Source organism: Desulforhopalus sp., from assembly GCA_030247675.1.
GTDB lineage: Bacteria > Desulfobacterota > Desulfobulbia > Desulfobulbales > Desulfocapsaceae > Desulforhopalus_A.
In genome coordinates, this window is sequence record JAOTRX010000005.1 from 109108 (window position 1) to 124387 (window position 15280).

The window sequence follows — 15280 nt, forward strand, 5'->3', positions numbered from 1 at the left end:
CTTCAGATTTTCAGAAGCTTATAGAGGACATCCATGTCGACACTTTTCCGAACCTGTGCCGCCAATCGTTCGAAGGCACCCTCAAGTTCATAGGGAGCAAGGACTTTGCCGATCGGCTGCAGGCCGATGGCAGTACGCAGACGGTCAATAAACCACCTTCTGAATTCATCACCATCGAATATCCCGTGCAGATAACAACCCCAGATTTGTCCTCCCCTTCCGGAAATTCCGCAGGTCGTGCCATCATTGAAAGAAAGCAGTGTATCAGCCGGCGCGGAGGTTATGCCGTGATGAATTTCATAGCCAAAGACTGATTTTCCGGACGCTTGGTGTATCCCGGTTTTTCTGGTGAGTTGTTTGTCTCGCTCAATTACAGTCTCTACCGGCAGGTAACCAAGGCCTGCCAACTGGCCATCCACCATAGACTCAATGCCATAGGGATCGCGTATCACCTGGCCAAGCATTTGATATCCGCCACATATCCCGACTATTTCGCATCCCTTATCGCCACATTCGGTAATTTTTTCGGCAAAGCCAGCTGATTTCAAGAAGTGCAGATCATGGATAACGTTTTTTGAGCCCGGCAAGATGATCGCCTGTGGGTCGCCAATTTCTTCCGATTTATCGACAATACGAAGAGATACGTCTGGTTCGTCAAGGAAAGGTTCGATATCGGTAAAGTTGGAGATATGGGGAAAGCTAATAACGACAATCTCCACCCCCTGACCGCTATGTCGCCGATTGAAGCTGCCTTTCTTAAAGGACACAGAATCTTCTTCCGGGAGGCCAAGGTTATTTAAAAATGGCACCACGCCGACAACAGGTTTGCCGGTGTGCAGGCGAACATACGAATGGGCTGCCGCAAGAAGTGAGGCCTGTCCGCGAAATTTGTTCACCAGAAAACCTGCCACAAGCTGCCTTTCCCACTCGGCAAGGACCTCCATAATGCCAACAAAAGAGGCATATACCCCTCCCCTGTCAATATCGCCAACGAGAATAACCGGTGCCTCTGCGTACCTGGCCATTTTCATATTGACGATATCGTCAGCCTTCAAATTCACCTCGCCGGGAGAACCAGCGCCCTCAAGGACAACGACATCGAATTCGCCGGCAAGCGAGTCATAACTCTTGCACACTGAATCCCAAATTGTCGGTTTAAATGCGTTATATTCAAGAACCGACATATTACCGACCGGTTTGCCGGAAACAATTACCTGACTGCCGGTATCGGAGTTCGGTTTTAGAAGGATCGGATTCATTCGGCAATCCGGCTCAAGTCGGGCCGCCTGTGCTTGAACGACTTGAGCACGCCCCATCTCATCGCCCTGCCTGGTAACAAAGGAATTCAGAGACATATTCTGAGCCTTAAAGGGGGCTACACGCAGGCCATCCTGGTAAAGAATTCGACACAGAGCGGCGGTGATAATAGACTTTCCGGCATCTGAGCAAGTTCCTTGGAACATGATTGATTTGGCTTTCTTGCGCGGGGCCTTTCTGGCCTTTGTGCTGGGGAAAAATTGCTGAAATACCTCAAGCAAGAGCTTGTTTTCCTCCCTGCTGCGCACGGCAATGCGAAAGAAAGAAGTATCAAGGCCGGTATAATTGGCACATGTGCGGATCATGATTCCCTGTTTCAAGCAGAATCCGGCTAAATCCTCAGCCGTTTCCCCAGTTACAATTTTAATAAAGAGATAATTGGCGGAACCCGGATAGACCTTGAGCTGTCGGAAGCAGGATAGTCCTTCTGCCAGTTCATGGCGAAGTTTGTTGCTCGCAATCCGGCTGGCGTGTTGATAGTTGGTATCCCTCAGTGCTCTGGCGCCAAATTCCTGCGCAAGACTATTCACGGTCCAAGGGGGCAGGTTTTCTCTGACCTTTTGGGCCAAAGGGACCGGCAGGATGGCATAGCCGATCCGTAAACCGGGAACCCCGTAAAATTTGGTCATGGAATTGAGGGTCAGGACATTCGCTGCTTTACCGCCAAGCGACCTCCTGTCATCCATAAAATCAAGAAACGCCTCGTCAATAAGAAAGGTGCTATGCGGGCAATCACGAACAAGTGCCAACAGGGATTCACTCGCAACCGAATTCCCGGTAGGATTATTGGGAGTAGCGATTATCACCAGATCACCGGGGCGAATTTCCGCTCGAAGTGCAGTGCAATCAAGTGCAAAATTCTCTGATTCCAACATGAGAAAGGTGGCTACATCCAAGCCGCCGAGCTTTGCCGCACGCACATAATCGACATAGGAAGGAACCGGTATGAGAGCCCGTTTCACCGGCAGTATTCTGGCGATCAGGTACAACAGCTCGGTGGTTCCATTGCCGACGACTATCTGCTCTCCGGCTATCCCAGTGTGTTCGGATATCGCCTTGATGAACTCGGTATTTTCAGGGTCCGGATAATGGATCAGATTGGTCAGTTGACTGCTGATCAGCGGACGGAACCACTCGGGTGGTCCGATTGGATTGATGTTGGCGCTGAAATCAAGGATGGCTTTTTTGCCATCTTTTGTTTCACGAAGCACTTTGTGAATATTTCCGCCATGTTCAAAGCTTTGCATTATTTTCAGGATTTTTTATTAGGAAGATATTGAGATACATGCAGTCAGAGAAACGGCCACAATCATTTCCGTGAGCTCACACAGAGCGCCCAAGGTGTCGCCGGTGGCCCCGCCAAGTTTTGCTTTGCACCATCTGTTGAAGAGGACAATAATTGCTACGAACCCAAGAAACACTGGCAGGAAGGCGTCGGGTGCAAGAGAAATCAGGCAAACAATAAAAAGAATACAGGAAATCGACGCTGCCTTTTTACTGTTCCCAGAATAAAATAGCGCTCCAAGCCCCCCTTCCATTCTAGCATAAGGGAGAAAGGCCATGGCCATAAGGATCGCGCAGCGCCCGGCCACAGGCATAAGAAAAACTGCGAAAGGAAGTTTTTCAAGAGGCATGGCGGTGAGCGCGGCATATTTAGTTATTATGACCAAGACGATGGCAATTATCCCCATTGCCCCGGCCCGACTGTCTTTCATGATTCTCAGGCAATCTTCTCTTGGTCGGGAACTGAGCAATCCGTCGGCACTATCCGAGAGTCCATCGAGATGGAGACAGCCGGAAATAAAGGCAAGATAGGTAATGGTGATGGCAGCGACCACCGACTGCGGGAATATTTTACTTAAAACAACAAGGCCGAAGGAGCCAAACATGCCAATCGCTATTCCGACAACTGCAAAGAATACCAGCGAGTCGGGAAAATGCTTCGCATCCTCTTGGGCCCGCCAGGATATGGGGATGAGGGTCAAAAATCGTATCGCAGTACACAACCTCGCAGCCATGTTGAGCCATGTATCGATATGAAAAACCATGGGCCAGCGCATCGCAAGCCTACTTGTCGGCCTCAGCCACCGAGGCCTCGGCAAAAGTCGCCACCTTGGTGAGGATAGCCACCGCCCCTTCCACAAGATTCATGGCTACAGCGGCTCCGGTCCCTTCACCCAGCCTGAAATTGAGGTCGAGGAGTGGTTTTTTGCAACCCAGCATTTCCTGCATTGTCTTATGCCCCGGTTCGACTGAGCGGTGGGAAAAAATCAAATAATCCCTGACAAAGGGCTCGATGCGGTAGGCAATAAGTGCCCCGGCGGTTGAGATAAAGCCATCCACCAGCACCGGTTTCCGGTGGGCGGCGGCACCAAGAATCAGCCCGGCAATGCCCCCGATCTCAAAACCACCTACCTTGGCAAGGATATCTATCCCATCCTTGGGATCTGGTTTATTTACTTCGAGGGCCCGCTTGATTACGGCGATTTTGTGGCTGAGTTGGCCATCATCAAGACCTGTCCCCCGACCGGTCAGTTCTTCGACACTTTTCCCGGTGCAAACAGCTGCGATCGCGGTGGACGGTGTGGTGTTGCCAATACCCATATCGCCGGTTCCGAAAAGATCAAAGCGCTCCGCAAGGTCGTTGGCAATATCGATTCCCGATTCAATGGCCCGTATGGCCATGGCCTTACTCATTGCCGGGCCGACGGCGATATTACCGGTTCCCAACCCAACCTTTTTATTGATGATTTTTTTTGCTTCGACAAGGCCTTTAAGGTCAGCGGCAACACCCATATCGACTACGAAGATCTCAGCCCCGGCTTGTCCGGCAAGGGCATTGATGCCAGCTCCACCGTTGACAAAGTTATGGACCATCTGCTGAGTGACTTCCTGTGGAAATTTGCTGACATTTTCGGCAACCACACCATGGTCTCCGGCCATGGTAACAATGACCTTGCGCTTAATCTCTGGAGTAATCGTTCCGGTCATGCCGGCGATGTCAATTGCCAGATCCATCAAGTCCCCAAGGGCCCAATGCGGCAAGGCGAGGTTGTCGAGTCGATCTTTTGCGGCAGCGCGGCTGGTGCTATCCTGCGGATAAATATTTTTAAGGGTTCTTTCAAGGAAATTCATGACATTATCGAACTGTTACCGTTTATCTTTTTTTAAGATGGAGGGGGATTCCACAGCTGACGAGAATCACCTCATCCGCATTTTTGCCGATTATCTGGTTGCATGTGCCGACGAGATCCCGATATTTGCGTGCCAGGGCGTTATCTGGAACGATACCGAGTCCGACTTCATTGGTAACGCAGACTACAGCACCCGGATAAATATTTGTTTTTGCAAGCCATTCACTGCACATTTGACCGATAAGGTGATCGTTGACTATGGTCCCGGAGCGATCATGGAGAAAGAGCAGATTATTGACCCAGAGAGTAATGCAATCGATCAGGACTACATCAAATCCTTCAGTTTTGGCTGGGAATAAAGACCCCAACTCGGTCTCACATTCAACGGTAGTCCACCCCCTGCCCCGTCTTTCTTCCTGGTGCCGCTGGACTCTATCAGTCATTTCCCGGTCGATAACCGGGCAGGTTGCAACAAAAAGACGTTTGGCCCCTAGAGATTCGCCAAGTTGCAGAGCATGTGCGCTTTTGCCGCTCCTTGCCCCACCGGTGATCAGTATGATTTGAGCCACGATCTCATCCTCTTTGGTTCAATCCGGTAAGAACGCCACCCTCTGAATGTAAGGTAAGGGAGCTCAAACTCCCCGGCTGCACATCAAACACCAGATATTTTTCCCTCGGAATTCCTAGATACCGGCAAAGCAGATGGCGGATGATACCGCCATGGGTCACCAGCAGAACGCGCTTGTGACGGTATTCTTCAAGAAGGTTTTGGATTGACTCAATTCTACTATAAAAATCCTGCATCGACTCACCACTGGGAAAACAAAAATGCTCCGGGTCGGTAGCCCATTGGGTAACGATGTCAGCATGGTCTCTTGTTATTTCCGAGAAGCTCTTTCCTTCCCACACACCAAAGTCAATTTCTTTAAGAAGGTAGTCAAAACGGCAAGGACATGAAAGGCGAAGAAGCTCATAGGACTCCCGGCAACGAAGCATCGGACTGCACAGTATTGCATCAATTTTTTGCAGGCCAATGATTGTGGCGATATTTATTATCTGCTGCCTCCCTGTCACGGACAGAGGCAAATCGGTACTACCAATGTAGCATCCCTGCTTGCCGATATCACCATGCCTCAACAGATAGAGCTCTCTTTCAGTCACGCAAATACCAGTATCAAACAAATAGTCCGTTGGAGAATCGCCGTGCCCGGCAACTGTTCAAGCGGATTCAATACCCTAAATGGACCGTATAATCAACACACAAAGCTCATGCGCAGAACCTTGTTGAAGCTCTGGCGTGGGCGTGTAGGCCATTCCCAGCCTAGAAGGGCGACCAGAGGTGAGTCTATCAATTCCCTTGACTTTGGGCTGAAAACAGCGAGACAATACACCTATGTCCGAGAAGTATTCTGCCAATCCTTTCTTCCCATCACCAATGAGCATACAAACTGTAACCAGCGAAATAAATAGGCAATTCCCATCTCGGAAAGTACCAACACCCGGCGAAAGCTTGATTGTTGATGCTTCTGGGCGTATTCGCTTCGTCGGATCTCATGAGACCTTCATCGGAATGACTGGTTTGGCACCGCTTCATGGCAGGAACCTTGCCGAAATTTTTGAACCCCTTCTTGTTCCTGGGGATCTGCAGGAACTAATGTCGCTTCTTGTTAATTCTCCGCAACGGAATTTTACTCGGGAATTTAAAACTATGGGGCGAAATATTCGGACTTTGCTCATTGCCGGCCAGCCATTTCCAGCCAGTGATGAAGAAAGACAATGGCTCCTGACAACCCAGGATATATCCGATCATCTCGCGCTAATAAACAAAGTCGTCACCCTTGAAGAGGACTTGGAAGCCGTTAGGCAAGCCGACAAAAAAGAGAGGGATGAAGCGACGGCATCACTCATTGAAACCAATGTCGCCTTGCGGAAAGAAATCCGCGATCGCCAAAACACCCTTGAAAGACTCAGCATCAGCGAGGCGCGATTTCGTGACCTGACGGAGACTACCAGCGACTTCATCTGGGAGATCGACACGGCCGGTACCTACACCTACGCCAGCCCGAAAAGCGTTAAACTTCTCGGCTTGCAACCACAAGAACTTATAGGAACCCCATTGTTTCTATTGCGAAAAGCAGAGACCACAAGCCAATTTATAAATGTTATTGAGTTTGGTGGCCACCCCCAACGCGGTTTTACAAAGATGGAGTACCAATATCTTCGAGACGATGGCCTTGAGGTAACTGTTGAGTCCAGTGGCGAGCCAATATTTTCAAAACGTAATCAATTCATTGGCTTTCGAGGAATTGACAGGGATGTTACCGAGCGTCGGATCTATGAAACCCAACTCAAAGAGGCTAAAGATTTGGCAGAGTCGGCTAATCTGGCCAAGAGTGAATTCCTGGCAAATATGTCCCATGAATTACGAACCCCTCTGCACGCTATCCTCAGTTTCGCCAGATACGGTGAAAAACGCATAGAAAGCGCCAGTCGCAAGGAAATTCTCCGTTTTTTCAGTCAAATAGCTGTATCCGGTGAAAGGCTGCTGCCTCTTATTAATGGCTTGCTCGATCTAGCAAAACTTGAGTCGGGAAAGATGACCTATGATTTCCAGATTCGCGATCTGGTTCCTGAAATCAGATCGGCAATCCATGAAATTATGCCGCTTGCCGAGAAAAAAGATCTGTTTATCAGGTTTCTTCCTGACAATGTTGCGACAATTGCCTGTTTTGACCAGACAACAATCGCTCAGGTAATACGCAACATCTTAGGCAATGCGGTCAAATTCAGTAATAATCAGACCATTATCTCCATCACCTTCTCACCGATGACAGATGAGTGCAATGTGAGATACTTACAGGTAACTATCAGTAATTTTGGCATATCAATACCTGAGGATGAACTGGTAAGCATCTTTGATAAATTTGCTCAGAGCAGCAAAACAAAAAGTGGAGCCGGTGGTACTGGACTCGGCTTGTCAATTTGTAAACAGATAATCGAAGATCATCTTGGTAAAATTTGGGCAACTCATGGCGAAAATGGCGAAACCATGTTTCACTTCACTTTGCCAACGTGCAGAAAATAAATATATACAACCGAAAAGCTACGTCCCCTGACATTAAGATTTCAGATCTGTGTATGTCGGCGGGTTAGCTTTCGTTCAAAAAAGCCAGCCTATCATGGAAATATCAAGCATTCTTATCGTCGATGACAACGAAATAAATCGCGATATATGCGCCTTAAATCTCGAACATATGAATGTACCGCTGCATTTTGCCGAAAATGGTCGAGATGGTCTTAAGATGGCGAAGGAAATCGTACCGGATCTCATTCTTCTCGATGTCATGATGCCGGTGATGGATGGTTTTGAAATGCTCCGCTGTCTAAGGGAGGATGCCGCTCTTAGACATATCCCGGTTCTCATGCTCACTGCAAAGGCGGAAACCGCCAGTATCGTCAAAGCTCTTGACTTTGGTGCCAATGATTACCTCAAGAAACCCTTTGCCGAAGAAGAAATGGTTGCGCGGGTAAATACCTTGCTCAGGAACCGTTATCTTGAGAAAAGGATGGCGGAAGATCTGGCCGCTGGGGCGAGAATGCAACAAAAATTTCTCACTGATTTTCTTACCGCTAAAAATCTTTGTCATGAAGCTGGCCTGATTGTCGATATTTACAATAGACCATACTCGGCAATTTCCGGAGACTTTTTTTACTGTTACCGGCAAGCAGATGGCGCAATAGGATTCTTCTTAGGCGACAGCTGTGGCCATGGTCTTCCTGCTGCCCTCATTTCCATGCGAGTAATCGGATTTCTTCAGCAACTTGCCAATCGCGGATATTCCTCTGGAGAAATTTTGACACTTCTCAATAATGATATGGTCGATCTGTTGCCTTTAGGAAAATTTGTAGCGGCATCTTCTCTCATTTTTAATAAAGAGGAGGTTACGGTAAGTAATGGTGGACAACCCTATCCCATCCATATATCGCAAAACGGAATTGTTGAAATAGAGGCCGACGGTTTGCCTCTAGGGCTTAAAGGGAATAATGAATACCAGGAAACCACCTTCAAACTTCGCTCTGGGAGCAAACTGGTCATATATACCGACGGTATTGTTGAGGTTAGCGATAGCAAGGAGCAAATTTATGGAAAAAAAAGATTGTATGGATGTCTTAAAAAACAGCAGTTTAGCTCACAAAGCTACCATCTTCGTCAGGCAATTGTCGATGATATCCAAACCTTTGGCGACAAGACCCCGCTAGATGATGATCAAACACTAATAGTTTTCGAGAAAAAATAGTAATTTAAGACAGATAATGGCAATGCTTGTTACATTTCCTGGGAATTCGCAAAAAAAGTCTGCACATATTTGTCATTTTTAAGAGGAAATGATAGCATTCACCCTGTGGTATCTTTCAAATACTTGAAAAAGGTGCAGGGTGTTGATCAACCTTTCTTCCCTTGTGCTGGAAAGTCAATGATCGTTCCTTTCTCATATACAGAATTAGAACATGAGGTGAATGAATGAGCGGAATTTCTGTGAGCGAAGGTCGGGTTTGTATCATCAAGGTGAACGAGATGACCTCCGTAAAAGAGGGCCTCGATCAAATAAAAAACTCCCTGATTGATTTTACAACAAGCGCAAAAGTCCAGGACAGTGCGTTGGACACCTACATTTTTCTCGACCTATCCCCCTTTAACATAATCAATTCCAGCCTCATAGGCATTCTGGGTTCGATAATTATGGATCCCAAAATTCAGCTTTTGGCTCTCTGTGGCGTTCAACCCTCAGTGGCCGACATTCTAAAGCGTTTCGGCGTTGTTTCTGAAGAAGGCAGAAAGAGAACGTATACCAGCAAGAAAATAAAGGAAAACCTGAGCAAGGTATTCACTTTCAACTCGATCGAAGAAGGGTTGGCCTGCCTCAATCCAGCCTAACAGGAATCCACTTACGAAAAGTACCAGTTGTGTGAAGTTTTTATCAAGAGACTTAGTCCGTTTTTCGAGATGAGGATGGAGCTTGCGAAGGAACTAGATGCAACTGAGAGATTTCCTTCAGTAGTTCCTCCGAGTAATTCTGAGCAGCCTGCAACTCACTTTGAGCCAAGATGCTTTCAAGGTAGGTTCTAGCTCCTTTTGCAGGTTGGTGACCGCTTGCTGCTGCCAAATTCAGCCATGCATATGATTTCTCCATATCGGTCACCTTAACCCCTTTGCCAGTTAAATACATAATTCCCACGTTGTACTGCGCCACCGCCAATCCGTTATATGCCGCTCTAAAAAAAAGATCCGCCCCTTTTTCCAAATTTTGTTCGACACCATTTCCGACAAAATACATAAAACCCAACTCATTCTGCGCTTCTCTGTTACCATTTTCAGCAGACGAAGAATACCACTCCAGAGCCTTCTGATAGTTTTTAGGGACACCGGACCCAAGCAGAAATCCTTGACCAAGGATCTGTTCCGACTCAGCACTCTTTTTTCCCTTCTTTGCTGCTTCCAGGAGGAGTTTGAAGGCCTTGGGGAAATCTTTGTTGGTACCGAGACCTTTGAAGTACATCCCCCCGGCAATGTATTGTGCTTCTGGATCTCCTGCTTCGGCAGCTCGCAGATACAATTCCAAGGCTTTTTCATAACTCTGTTCGCCGCCTATCCCCAGATAATACTTTTTCGCCTTCTGTTTCATATTTTGAGCCGAATCAGCACTGTAGCCTGTCCCAGCGAGACAGAAACAGACAACTACCGTTGCGACAATATGCAACAAAACATTTGGTGGGTGTAGGTCATTCATGGCAACGACACATCGCTATTCGCTGATCTCCTCTAAAAGCCTGCGGGCGAAATCGAGACTTGGATCAAGGCTCAAGGCAAGGGAAAGAAACTCTATAGCCGAGTCTTTCTTACCGATTTTATGGTAATTCACACCAAGATTGGCGTAATCGATACCTGATGATGGATTTAAGGATACCGCCCTATGAAAATGGTTAATGGCTGTTTCGTACTGCCCTGTCTTAAAATAACAGACACCTAGAGCATTATGAATATCGGGCCGCTCCTCGTCTTCTGCTAAACCTTGTTGAAGAATATCTATAGCTTTATCGTACTCTCCAAGATCCTTCAGACAACTGCCCATGTACGAATAAATATATGGCAGATCCTCAGCCTCAGGGTGCAAGGCAAGCGCTCTTGCAAAGTGGTCAATTGCCGACTCGGGAAATCCAATCATTGAAAAATTCCGGCCTCGGTAGAATTCAAGATAATAGGCATCCGGTATCAACATCTCCATCTGACAAAGCTTTTGTTCAAGCAGATCCGGGTCTGTTACCAGTTCAACCAGCAGTTTTGCAGCAAAGAGACCAACATCATTAATCATTGAACGCTCGCGAAAATGAGCTCCAGGCACAATGGTATATAAAGCAGGAATCTGCAGATCGGCGTGGGTTACATCAATCATGAGAATTTCGAGGCCGATCTTTTTAAGAGCGGTGATACAGTTCTGGATTTCCTCACGGATATTATTATCGGAAAGGTCTGCCATCATATCAATAGTAATATGGTCTGGCGTTTCGGTGATGTATTCAACCTCTTCCATAGCCAGTGGTTTTGGTAAACCGGATGCTACGTAATTTGAATCGGTGTTGAAATCACCGGCGAGTTGAGCGACCTCAGTGATTGCGCGGATGAGTGCCTTTTCCGGATTAGGGGTTGTGCCAGCGGTATAAACGATCTCACTTTTCCCTGGGAATGTCGACCTGTCGATAGCAAGGGCCCCAACAGTACAGATGCCGGTGTCAAGACTAAAATCATTCAGATACAACTCGATACTGTGTTTCTTGAATTTTTCCAGAAGTTCCCGAGCAATTTCGTCTTTAACAGATTCAGTATCAATACGAGGAGTTACGATTTTCCGGTTGTTTATAAGAGAACAAACGTGTCGTTCGACGATCTCGCAGATTCCTTGCATTGCCGCCTCTTCAATGGTGTTACCGGCGGAAGGGCCATTGAATTCGTTAATGGCGAAGAACCATGAAAAAGGAATGAGAACATCCTCTCCTCTGGTGATATTTGTTCCCCAAGCCCATTGCATAGGGATGTCTTCCAAAAGTTGCTGGAGCATATCAAGGCTGGTGTGATTGTCATGGACGGAGGCCAGAAGGTACTCCATACCGAGTACCGGATATCCAGCTTTAACCATTGCTTTATAGTCGCCCCTGAGAAAGTTACCTTGATTGCTCTTAAAGGAAAAAAATGAGAATCTTTCGGCAAGTTCCATACAGGCAGAGGCTTCTGCTTGGATGGGAGAAGCCCCCTTTCCCATTTGCTTTTTTGTACCGGTGAGGGCCTTTGCATCCTCACCGCATACACTGAAATATACCGGAATATCCAAACGACCATTATCTATCCTTTTTACTTCGCTAAGAATATTAATGTCGAGCGAGGCTACTCTCGCATAGAAATACTTTAATGTTTCCTCAGGGGTAATAGCCTTATCTTGATCAATAGTAAATTTCTTTAAACAATCTTTAAATTGGACGGATTTCATTTTCATAAAAATTATTTGAGGGTTGATGCGTGAGGTTTAATCATATCGCTTAAATTATTACCAAGAGCGATATGTGCAAATGTAAAATATCAAAAACCAATGATCACTGACTGCTCATTTCAGAGTGCACTATTATAAGGTAGTTTACGCCAATATCAATGAATGCAGGAGTGCATTAACGATTTAATGGAAACGAGCAAAGGCGGATTGGAGCGCGGTATATCTTCAGGTTGCGCTTACAGGCTAAAGATTAGGTTGTTCGAGTATCTCGAATTCTTCAAGGATTTTCAGAATTCTTTTTTTATACTTGGCTGTTGCGCGAATAACAACTGTTCTAAACACTTCATTGTCACAAAAGATTTCAAGGGACAAGCGTTCTTCGGGCAAAATAGAAGTCGCTCGTACCGACCACTCGATAACAGTTAAGCCAGACAGGTAGAAGTATTCGTCAAAACCCATCTCAAGGATCACATCCTCACCATGAAGACGATAAAAATCCATGTGATACATCGGTATTCTCCCTTCATATTCATGTAGAATAGTGAAGGAAGGGCTGGTTACGTAACAGCTCTTGGGCACCTCCAAGCCTCTGGCGATTGCCTGTGAAAGAGTCGTTTTTCCAGCCCCAAGGTCACCATCCAGACAGATAATTTCTCCTGGACAGGCAGTTGTTCCGAGAAGTTTGCCAAGTTTTTCGGTGTCTGAGAGGTTTTTAAGGAGAATTTTGTAGGTTTCCATCTATGGCTTCATTCCCGTTCTTGAACTACAGTCTTTCAAAGCTGAGTAGGGCAGCTTGCCTTCTCTAACAAGAGACATACCCTTTGTGTGCGCGTAACTATCTATTAATTAAATAAAAAATATATTCTAAAAGGGTTGTTAAAAAAAGTAGCCCCGATTCAGGTTTTGCCAACACATCCTGAATCGGGGCAGCAAGTTAGTGGTATCGATAGTTCAGCTCACCTTGCGGACATTTTCAGCCTGCAGTCCTTTGTCGGTTTTGGCAATTGTGAATTCGACCAACTCTCCTTCTTCAAGGCTGCGAAATCCTTCTCCTTGGATTGCACTATAATGAACGAAGATGTCGGACTCTCCATCTGGTCGTTCTAAAAAACCATAGCCTTTGCTGGCATTAAACCATTTCACCTTTCCTTTCACGCAATCAGACATCCAATTCGCCCTCCCGAAAAGTCCAGACTGAGGTCTGCATGTGAAAAATACACCAATTTAAACCAGTATTAATGAGACAGCCTTCTATCAATTGATCCAAACAAGCCCTTTTTAAAATTTTTCTGAGAAAATTGCCCTGTCTTTGAGTTCTTCACTGCATCGAAGAGAGGGGCATATACCATATTGGTTAGCAGGAAAAGTCAGTATGCGTCAAGAAAAATGATTATATTCATTTGTCAATTAAGGGCTCTGCAAACTACCGGCTTCGCTTTTTACTTTTTCACCCACCATGTCATAAGCAATTGAAACGGATCATAATAAAGTGGCAATTGTGGTGGGGTAGAAAATTTATTGTGATAACTTAGGCGATGCTCTGGGAGGTACCAGTTCGGTACAAGATAGTAGCCATACCAAAGAACCCGATCAAGCGCCCGACAAGCTGCTACTAATTCTTCCTTGGTTGTGGCATAAATAATTTTATCGACGAGGCCATCCACTGCAGGAGATTTAATTCCCGCATAATTATGCGACCCCTTCCGGTCAGCCGAAGATGAATGCCAATAATTTCGTTGTTCATTTCCAGGTGATTGAGACTGGCCATAACTTGTTACAATAACATCAAAATCGAAACTCTTTAATCGTTCAGCATATAGGGCCGGGTCAATCGTTCGATATTCAGCACGGATTCCGAGTTTTTCGAGATTTTTCGCATAAGCTGCCATCACTCTTTCAAAGGCTGGTGAGACGAGGAGGATATCAAAGATAAATTTCTGACCGTTGCTATTTACAAGAGTCCCTTCTTTTATTCGCCAACCAGCTTCTTCAAGAATCTTTTTTGCTTCTAAAAGATTCTTGCGCATACCATCCTGTTCAGTAGCAGCTGGAGGAGAAAGGGGTTGAGTAAAAACCTCACTGGGGATAACCGCCCGATAGGGTTCGAGGTACCGAAGCTCCAATTCTTCTGGCAGCCCTTTCGCAGCTAAGAAAGAATTGCTGAAAAACGAGTTGCTTCGGGTGTATTGATCATGGAAAAGTGATTTATTAATCCATTCGAAATCAAGTGCCAGACCCAAGGCTTTACGGACTCTAACATCCTGAAAAAGCTCTTTTCTTGTATTAAAAAGAAATCCTTGAATGCCGGCGTTGTTTTGGTGAGGAAAGGTTTTTTTTATAATTGCGCCATCAGTGAATTTCTTGCCATCCATATCGCGCGCCCATTGCTTGGCAATATTGATGGAAATAAAATCAAACTCTCCCGCTTTAAAAGCCTCTAAGGCAACTGTTTGGTCTTTGTAGTATTTAACGATGATTTCATCAAAATTATCCATCCCTTGCCGAACCGGATGATCCTGCGCCCAATACTGAGGATTTCTTTTGTAGGTTATGGTCTTGCCAATATTGATTTTATCGACGATGTACGGGCCGGAGGCAACTGGGGCAACAAGTTCCTGTTTTTCTGCTTGATCTTCAAAACCATGTTTCTCAAAAAATCTCTTTGACATAATTCGCAACTGCCCAGCAATCATATGTAGCTCTCGATTGGCTTTTTTAAACTTCATGCGAATCTTGTTGGCATCGATAATCTCCGAACCTTCAATATCTTGATAATAATAATTAAAAGACGGGTGAGCGCGATCACTCTTAAGAATTGCGAGGGTAAAGGCAACGTCTTCAGCGGTAACCGGCTGACCATCGGAGAATTTTGCTCGTTGATCGAGAGTGAAGGTCACCGATTTTTTGTCATCGGCAACCTCTATATCAGAAGCGATCAGGCCGTACTGTGAAAAAGGCTCGTCAAGGCTAGCCACGGCGAGGGGTTCATAAACTAATGACTCCAATCCCATGGGTGCCTCACCTTTCAGGGTGAAGGGGTTCATTTTATCATAGCTGCCTATATCATGCAAAACGAGGGTGCCGCCCTTCGTTGCATCAGGTGAGGTATAGGCAAATCGGCTAAAGCCTTTGGCATATTTAACCTGACCGTCAAGAGATACACCGTGTGTACCAAAGCAATTTGTTGCAAAGTAAAGACCAGCAACAAGAATGAACGTGAAGGTTTTAAAGATCGGCATAATTAGCAACTCTACAGGAAATAATTCATAAAGCTTGGGAGGTTATTGA

Annotated in this window: 13 protein-coding genes; 3 read left to right on the forward strand and 10 right to left on the reverse strand. The window is 46.1% G+C overall.

Annotation, left to right across the window (positions count from 1 at the left end; translation table 11 throughout):
* Window positions 1-2: 2 nt before the first annotated feature.
* Genes OEL83_11990 through OEL83_12010 form a run of 5 tightly spaced genes read right to left on the reverse strand, consistent with a single transcriptional unit; the run spans window position 3 to window position 5612 of the window.
* Entirely contained in the window at window positions 3-2564 is a 2562-nt protein-coding gene (locus OEL83_11990) for a cobyric acid synthase (protein ID MDK9707759.1), read from the reverse strand.
* A gap of 18 nt (window positions 2565-2582) precedes the next feature.
* Window positions 2583-3365 (reverse strand): adenosylcobinamide-GDP ribazoletransferase, encoded by a 783-nt coding sequence (gene cobS / locus OEL83_11995; GenBank protein ID MDK9707760.1) that lies wholly within the window; start codon window positions 3363-3365, stop codon window positions 2583-2585.
* A gap of 19 nt (window positions 3366-3384) precedes the next feature.
* Window positions 3385-4452 (reverse strand): nicotinate-nucleotide--dimethylbenzimidazole phosphoribosyltransferase, encoded by a 1068-nt coding sequence (cobT, locus tag OEL83_12000; protein MDK9707761.1) that lies wholly within the window; start codon window positions 4450-4452, stop codon window positions 3385-3387.
* Between the two features lie 22 nt (window positions 4453-4474).
* Window positions 4475-5020 (reverse strand): bifunctional adenosylcobinamide kinase/adenosylcobinamide-phosphate guanylyltransferase, encoded by a 546-nt coding sequence (gene cobU, locus OEL83_12005; GenBank protein ID MDK9707762.1) that lies wholly within the window; start codon window positions 5018-5020, stop codon window positions 4475-4477.
* A gap of 4 nt (window positions 5021-5024) precedes the next feature.
* Window positions 5025-5612, reverse strand: a complete 588-nt coding sequence (locus OEL83_12010) for an alpha-ribazole phosphatase family protein (GenBank protein MDK9707763.1) — start codon at window positions 5610-5612, stop codon at window positions 5025-5027.
* Between the two features lie 232 nt (window positions 5613-5844).
* On the opposite strand from OEL83_12010, the gene OEL83_12015 reads away from it, so the two are divergent.
* From OEL83_12015 to OEL83_12025, 3 genes are all read left to right on the forward strand, one after another.
* Window positions 5845-7536: a PAS domain-containing sensor histidine kinase gene (locus tag OEL83_12015; protein ID MDK9707764.1), complete on the forward strand. Its 1692-nt coding sequence runs from the start codon at window positions 5845-5847 to the stop codon at window positions 7534-7536.
* Window positions 7537-7630: 94 nt separating this feature from the next.
* Window positions 7631-8749 (forward strand): fused response regulator/phosphatase, encoded by a 1119-nt coding sequence (locus OEL83_12020; GenBank protein MDK9707765.1) that lies wholly within the window; start codon window positions 7631-7633, stop codon window positions 8747-8749.
* A 224-nt stretch (window positions 8750-8973) separates the two neighbouring features.
* Window positions 8974-9387, forward strand: coding sequence for an STAS domain-containing protein (locus tag OEL83_12025; GenBank protein ID MDK9707766.1), 414 nt, complete (start codon window positions 8974-8976; stop codon window positions 9385-9387).
* 52 nt (window positions 9388-9439) lie between these two features.
* On the opposite strand, the gene OEL83_12030 is transcribed toward OEL83_12025, so the two are convergent.
* The 5 genes from OEL83_12030 to OEL83_12050 form a co-directional block, all read right to left on the reverse strand.
* Window positions 9440-10240 carry a sel1 repeat family protein gene (locus OEL83_12030; protein ID MDK9707767.1) on the reverse strand — a complete coding sequence of 267 codons (801 nt, stop codon included), beginning with the start codon at window positions 10238-10240 and terminating at the stop codon, window positions 9440-9442.
* Between the two features lie 15 nt (window positions 10241-10255).
* A complete protein-coding gene (locus OEL83_12035) occupies window positions 10256-11998 on the reverse strand; it encodes a YcaO-like family protein (GenBank protein ID MDK9707768.1) in 1743 nt (580 codons plus the stop codon).
* Window positions 11999-12235: 237 nt separating this feature from the next.
* Window positions 12236-12730, reverse strand: a complete 495-nt coding sequence (gene tsaE, locus OEL83_12040) for a tRNA (adenosine(37)-N6)-threonylcarbamoyltransferase complex ATPase subunit type 1 TsaE (protein ID MDK9707769.1) — start codon at window positions 12728-12730, stop codon at window positions 12236-12238.
* Window positions 12731-12943: 213 nt separating this feature from the next.
* Window positions 12944-13159 carry a cold shock domain-containing protein gene (locus tag OEL83_12045; GenBank protein MDK9707770.1) on the reverse strand — a complete coding sequence of 72 codons (216 nt, stop codon included), beginning with the start codon at window positions 13157-13159 and terminating at the stop codon, window positions 12944-12946.
* A 272-nt stretch (window positions 13160-13431) separates the two neighbouring features.
* Window positions 13432-15231 carry an extracellular solute-binding protein gene (locus OEL83_12050; protein MDK9707771.1) on the reverse strand — a complete coding sequence of 600 codons (1800 nt, stop codon included), beginning with the start codon at window positions 15229-15231 and terminating at the stop codon, window positions 13432-13434.
* Window positions 15232-15280 lie beyond the last annotated feature (49 nt).

Coding starts and splice junctions, on each gene's coding strand:
- OEL83_11990 (MDK9707759.1), bottom strand. CDS start 2,564: ATGCAAAGCTTTGAACATGGCGGAAATATTCACAAAGTGCTTCGTGAA.
- cobS (MDK9707760.1), bottom strand. CDS start 3,365: ATGGTTTTTCATATCGATACATGGCTCAACATGGCTGCGAGGTTGTGT.
- cobT (MDK9707761.1), bottom strand. CDS start 4,452: ATGAATTTCCTTGAAAGAACCCTTAAAAATATTTATCCGCAGGATAGC.
- OEL83_12015 (MDK9707764.1), top strand. CDS start 5,845: ATGTCCGAGAAGTATTCTGCCAATCCTTTCTTCCCATCACCAATGAGC.
- OEL83_12020 (MDK9707765.1), top strand. CDS start 7,631: ATGGAAATATCAAGCATTCTTATCGTCGATGACAACGAAATAAATCGC.
- OEL83_12025 (MDK9707766.1), top strand. CDS start 8,974: ATGAGCGGAATTTCTGTGAGCGAAGGTCGGGTTTGTATCATCAAGGTG.
- OEL83_12030 (MDK9707767.1), bottom strand. CDS start 10,240: ATGAATGACCTACACCCACCAAATGTTTTGTTGCATATTGTCGCAACG.
- OEL83_12035 (MDK9707768.1), bottom strand. CDS start 11,998: ATGAAAATGAAATCCGTCCAATTTAAAGATTGTTTAAAGAAATTTACT.
- tsaE (MDK9707769.1), bottom strand. CDS start 12,730: ATGGAAACCTACAAAATTCTCCTTAAAAACCTCTCAGACACCGAAAAA.
- OEL83_12045 (MDK9707770.1), bottom strand. CDS start 13,159: ATGTCTGATTGCGTGAAAGGAAAGGTGAAATGGTTTAATGCCAGCAAA.
- OEL83_12050 (MDK9707771.1), bottom strand. CDS start 15,231: ATGCCGATCTTTAAAACCTTCACGTTCATTCTTGTTGCTGGTCTTTAC.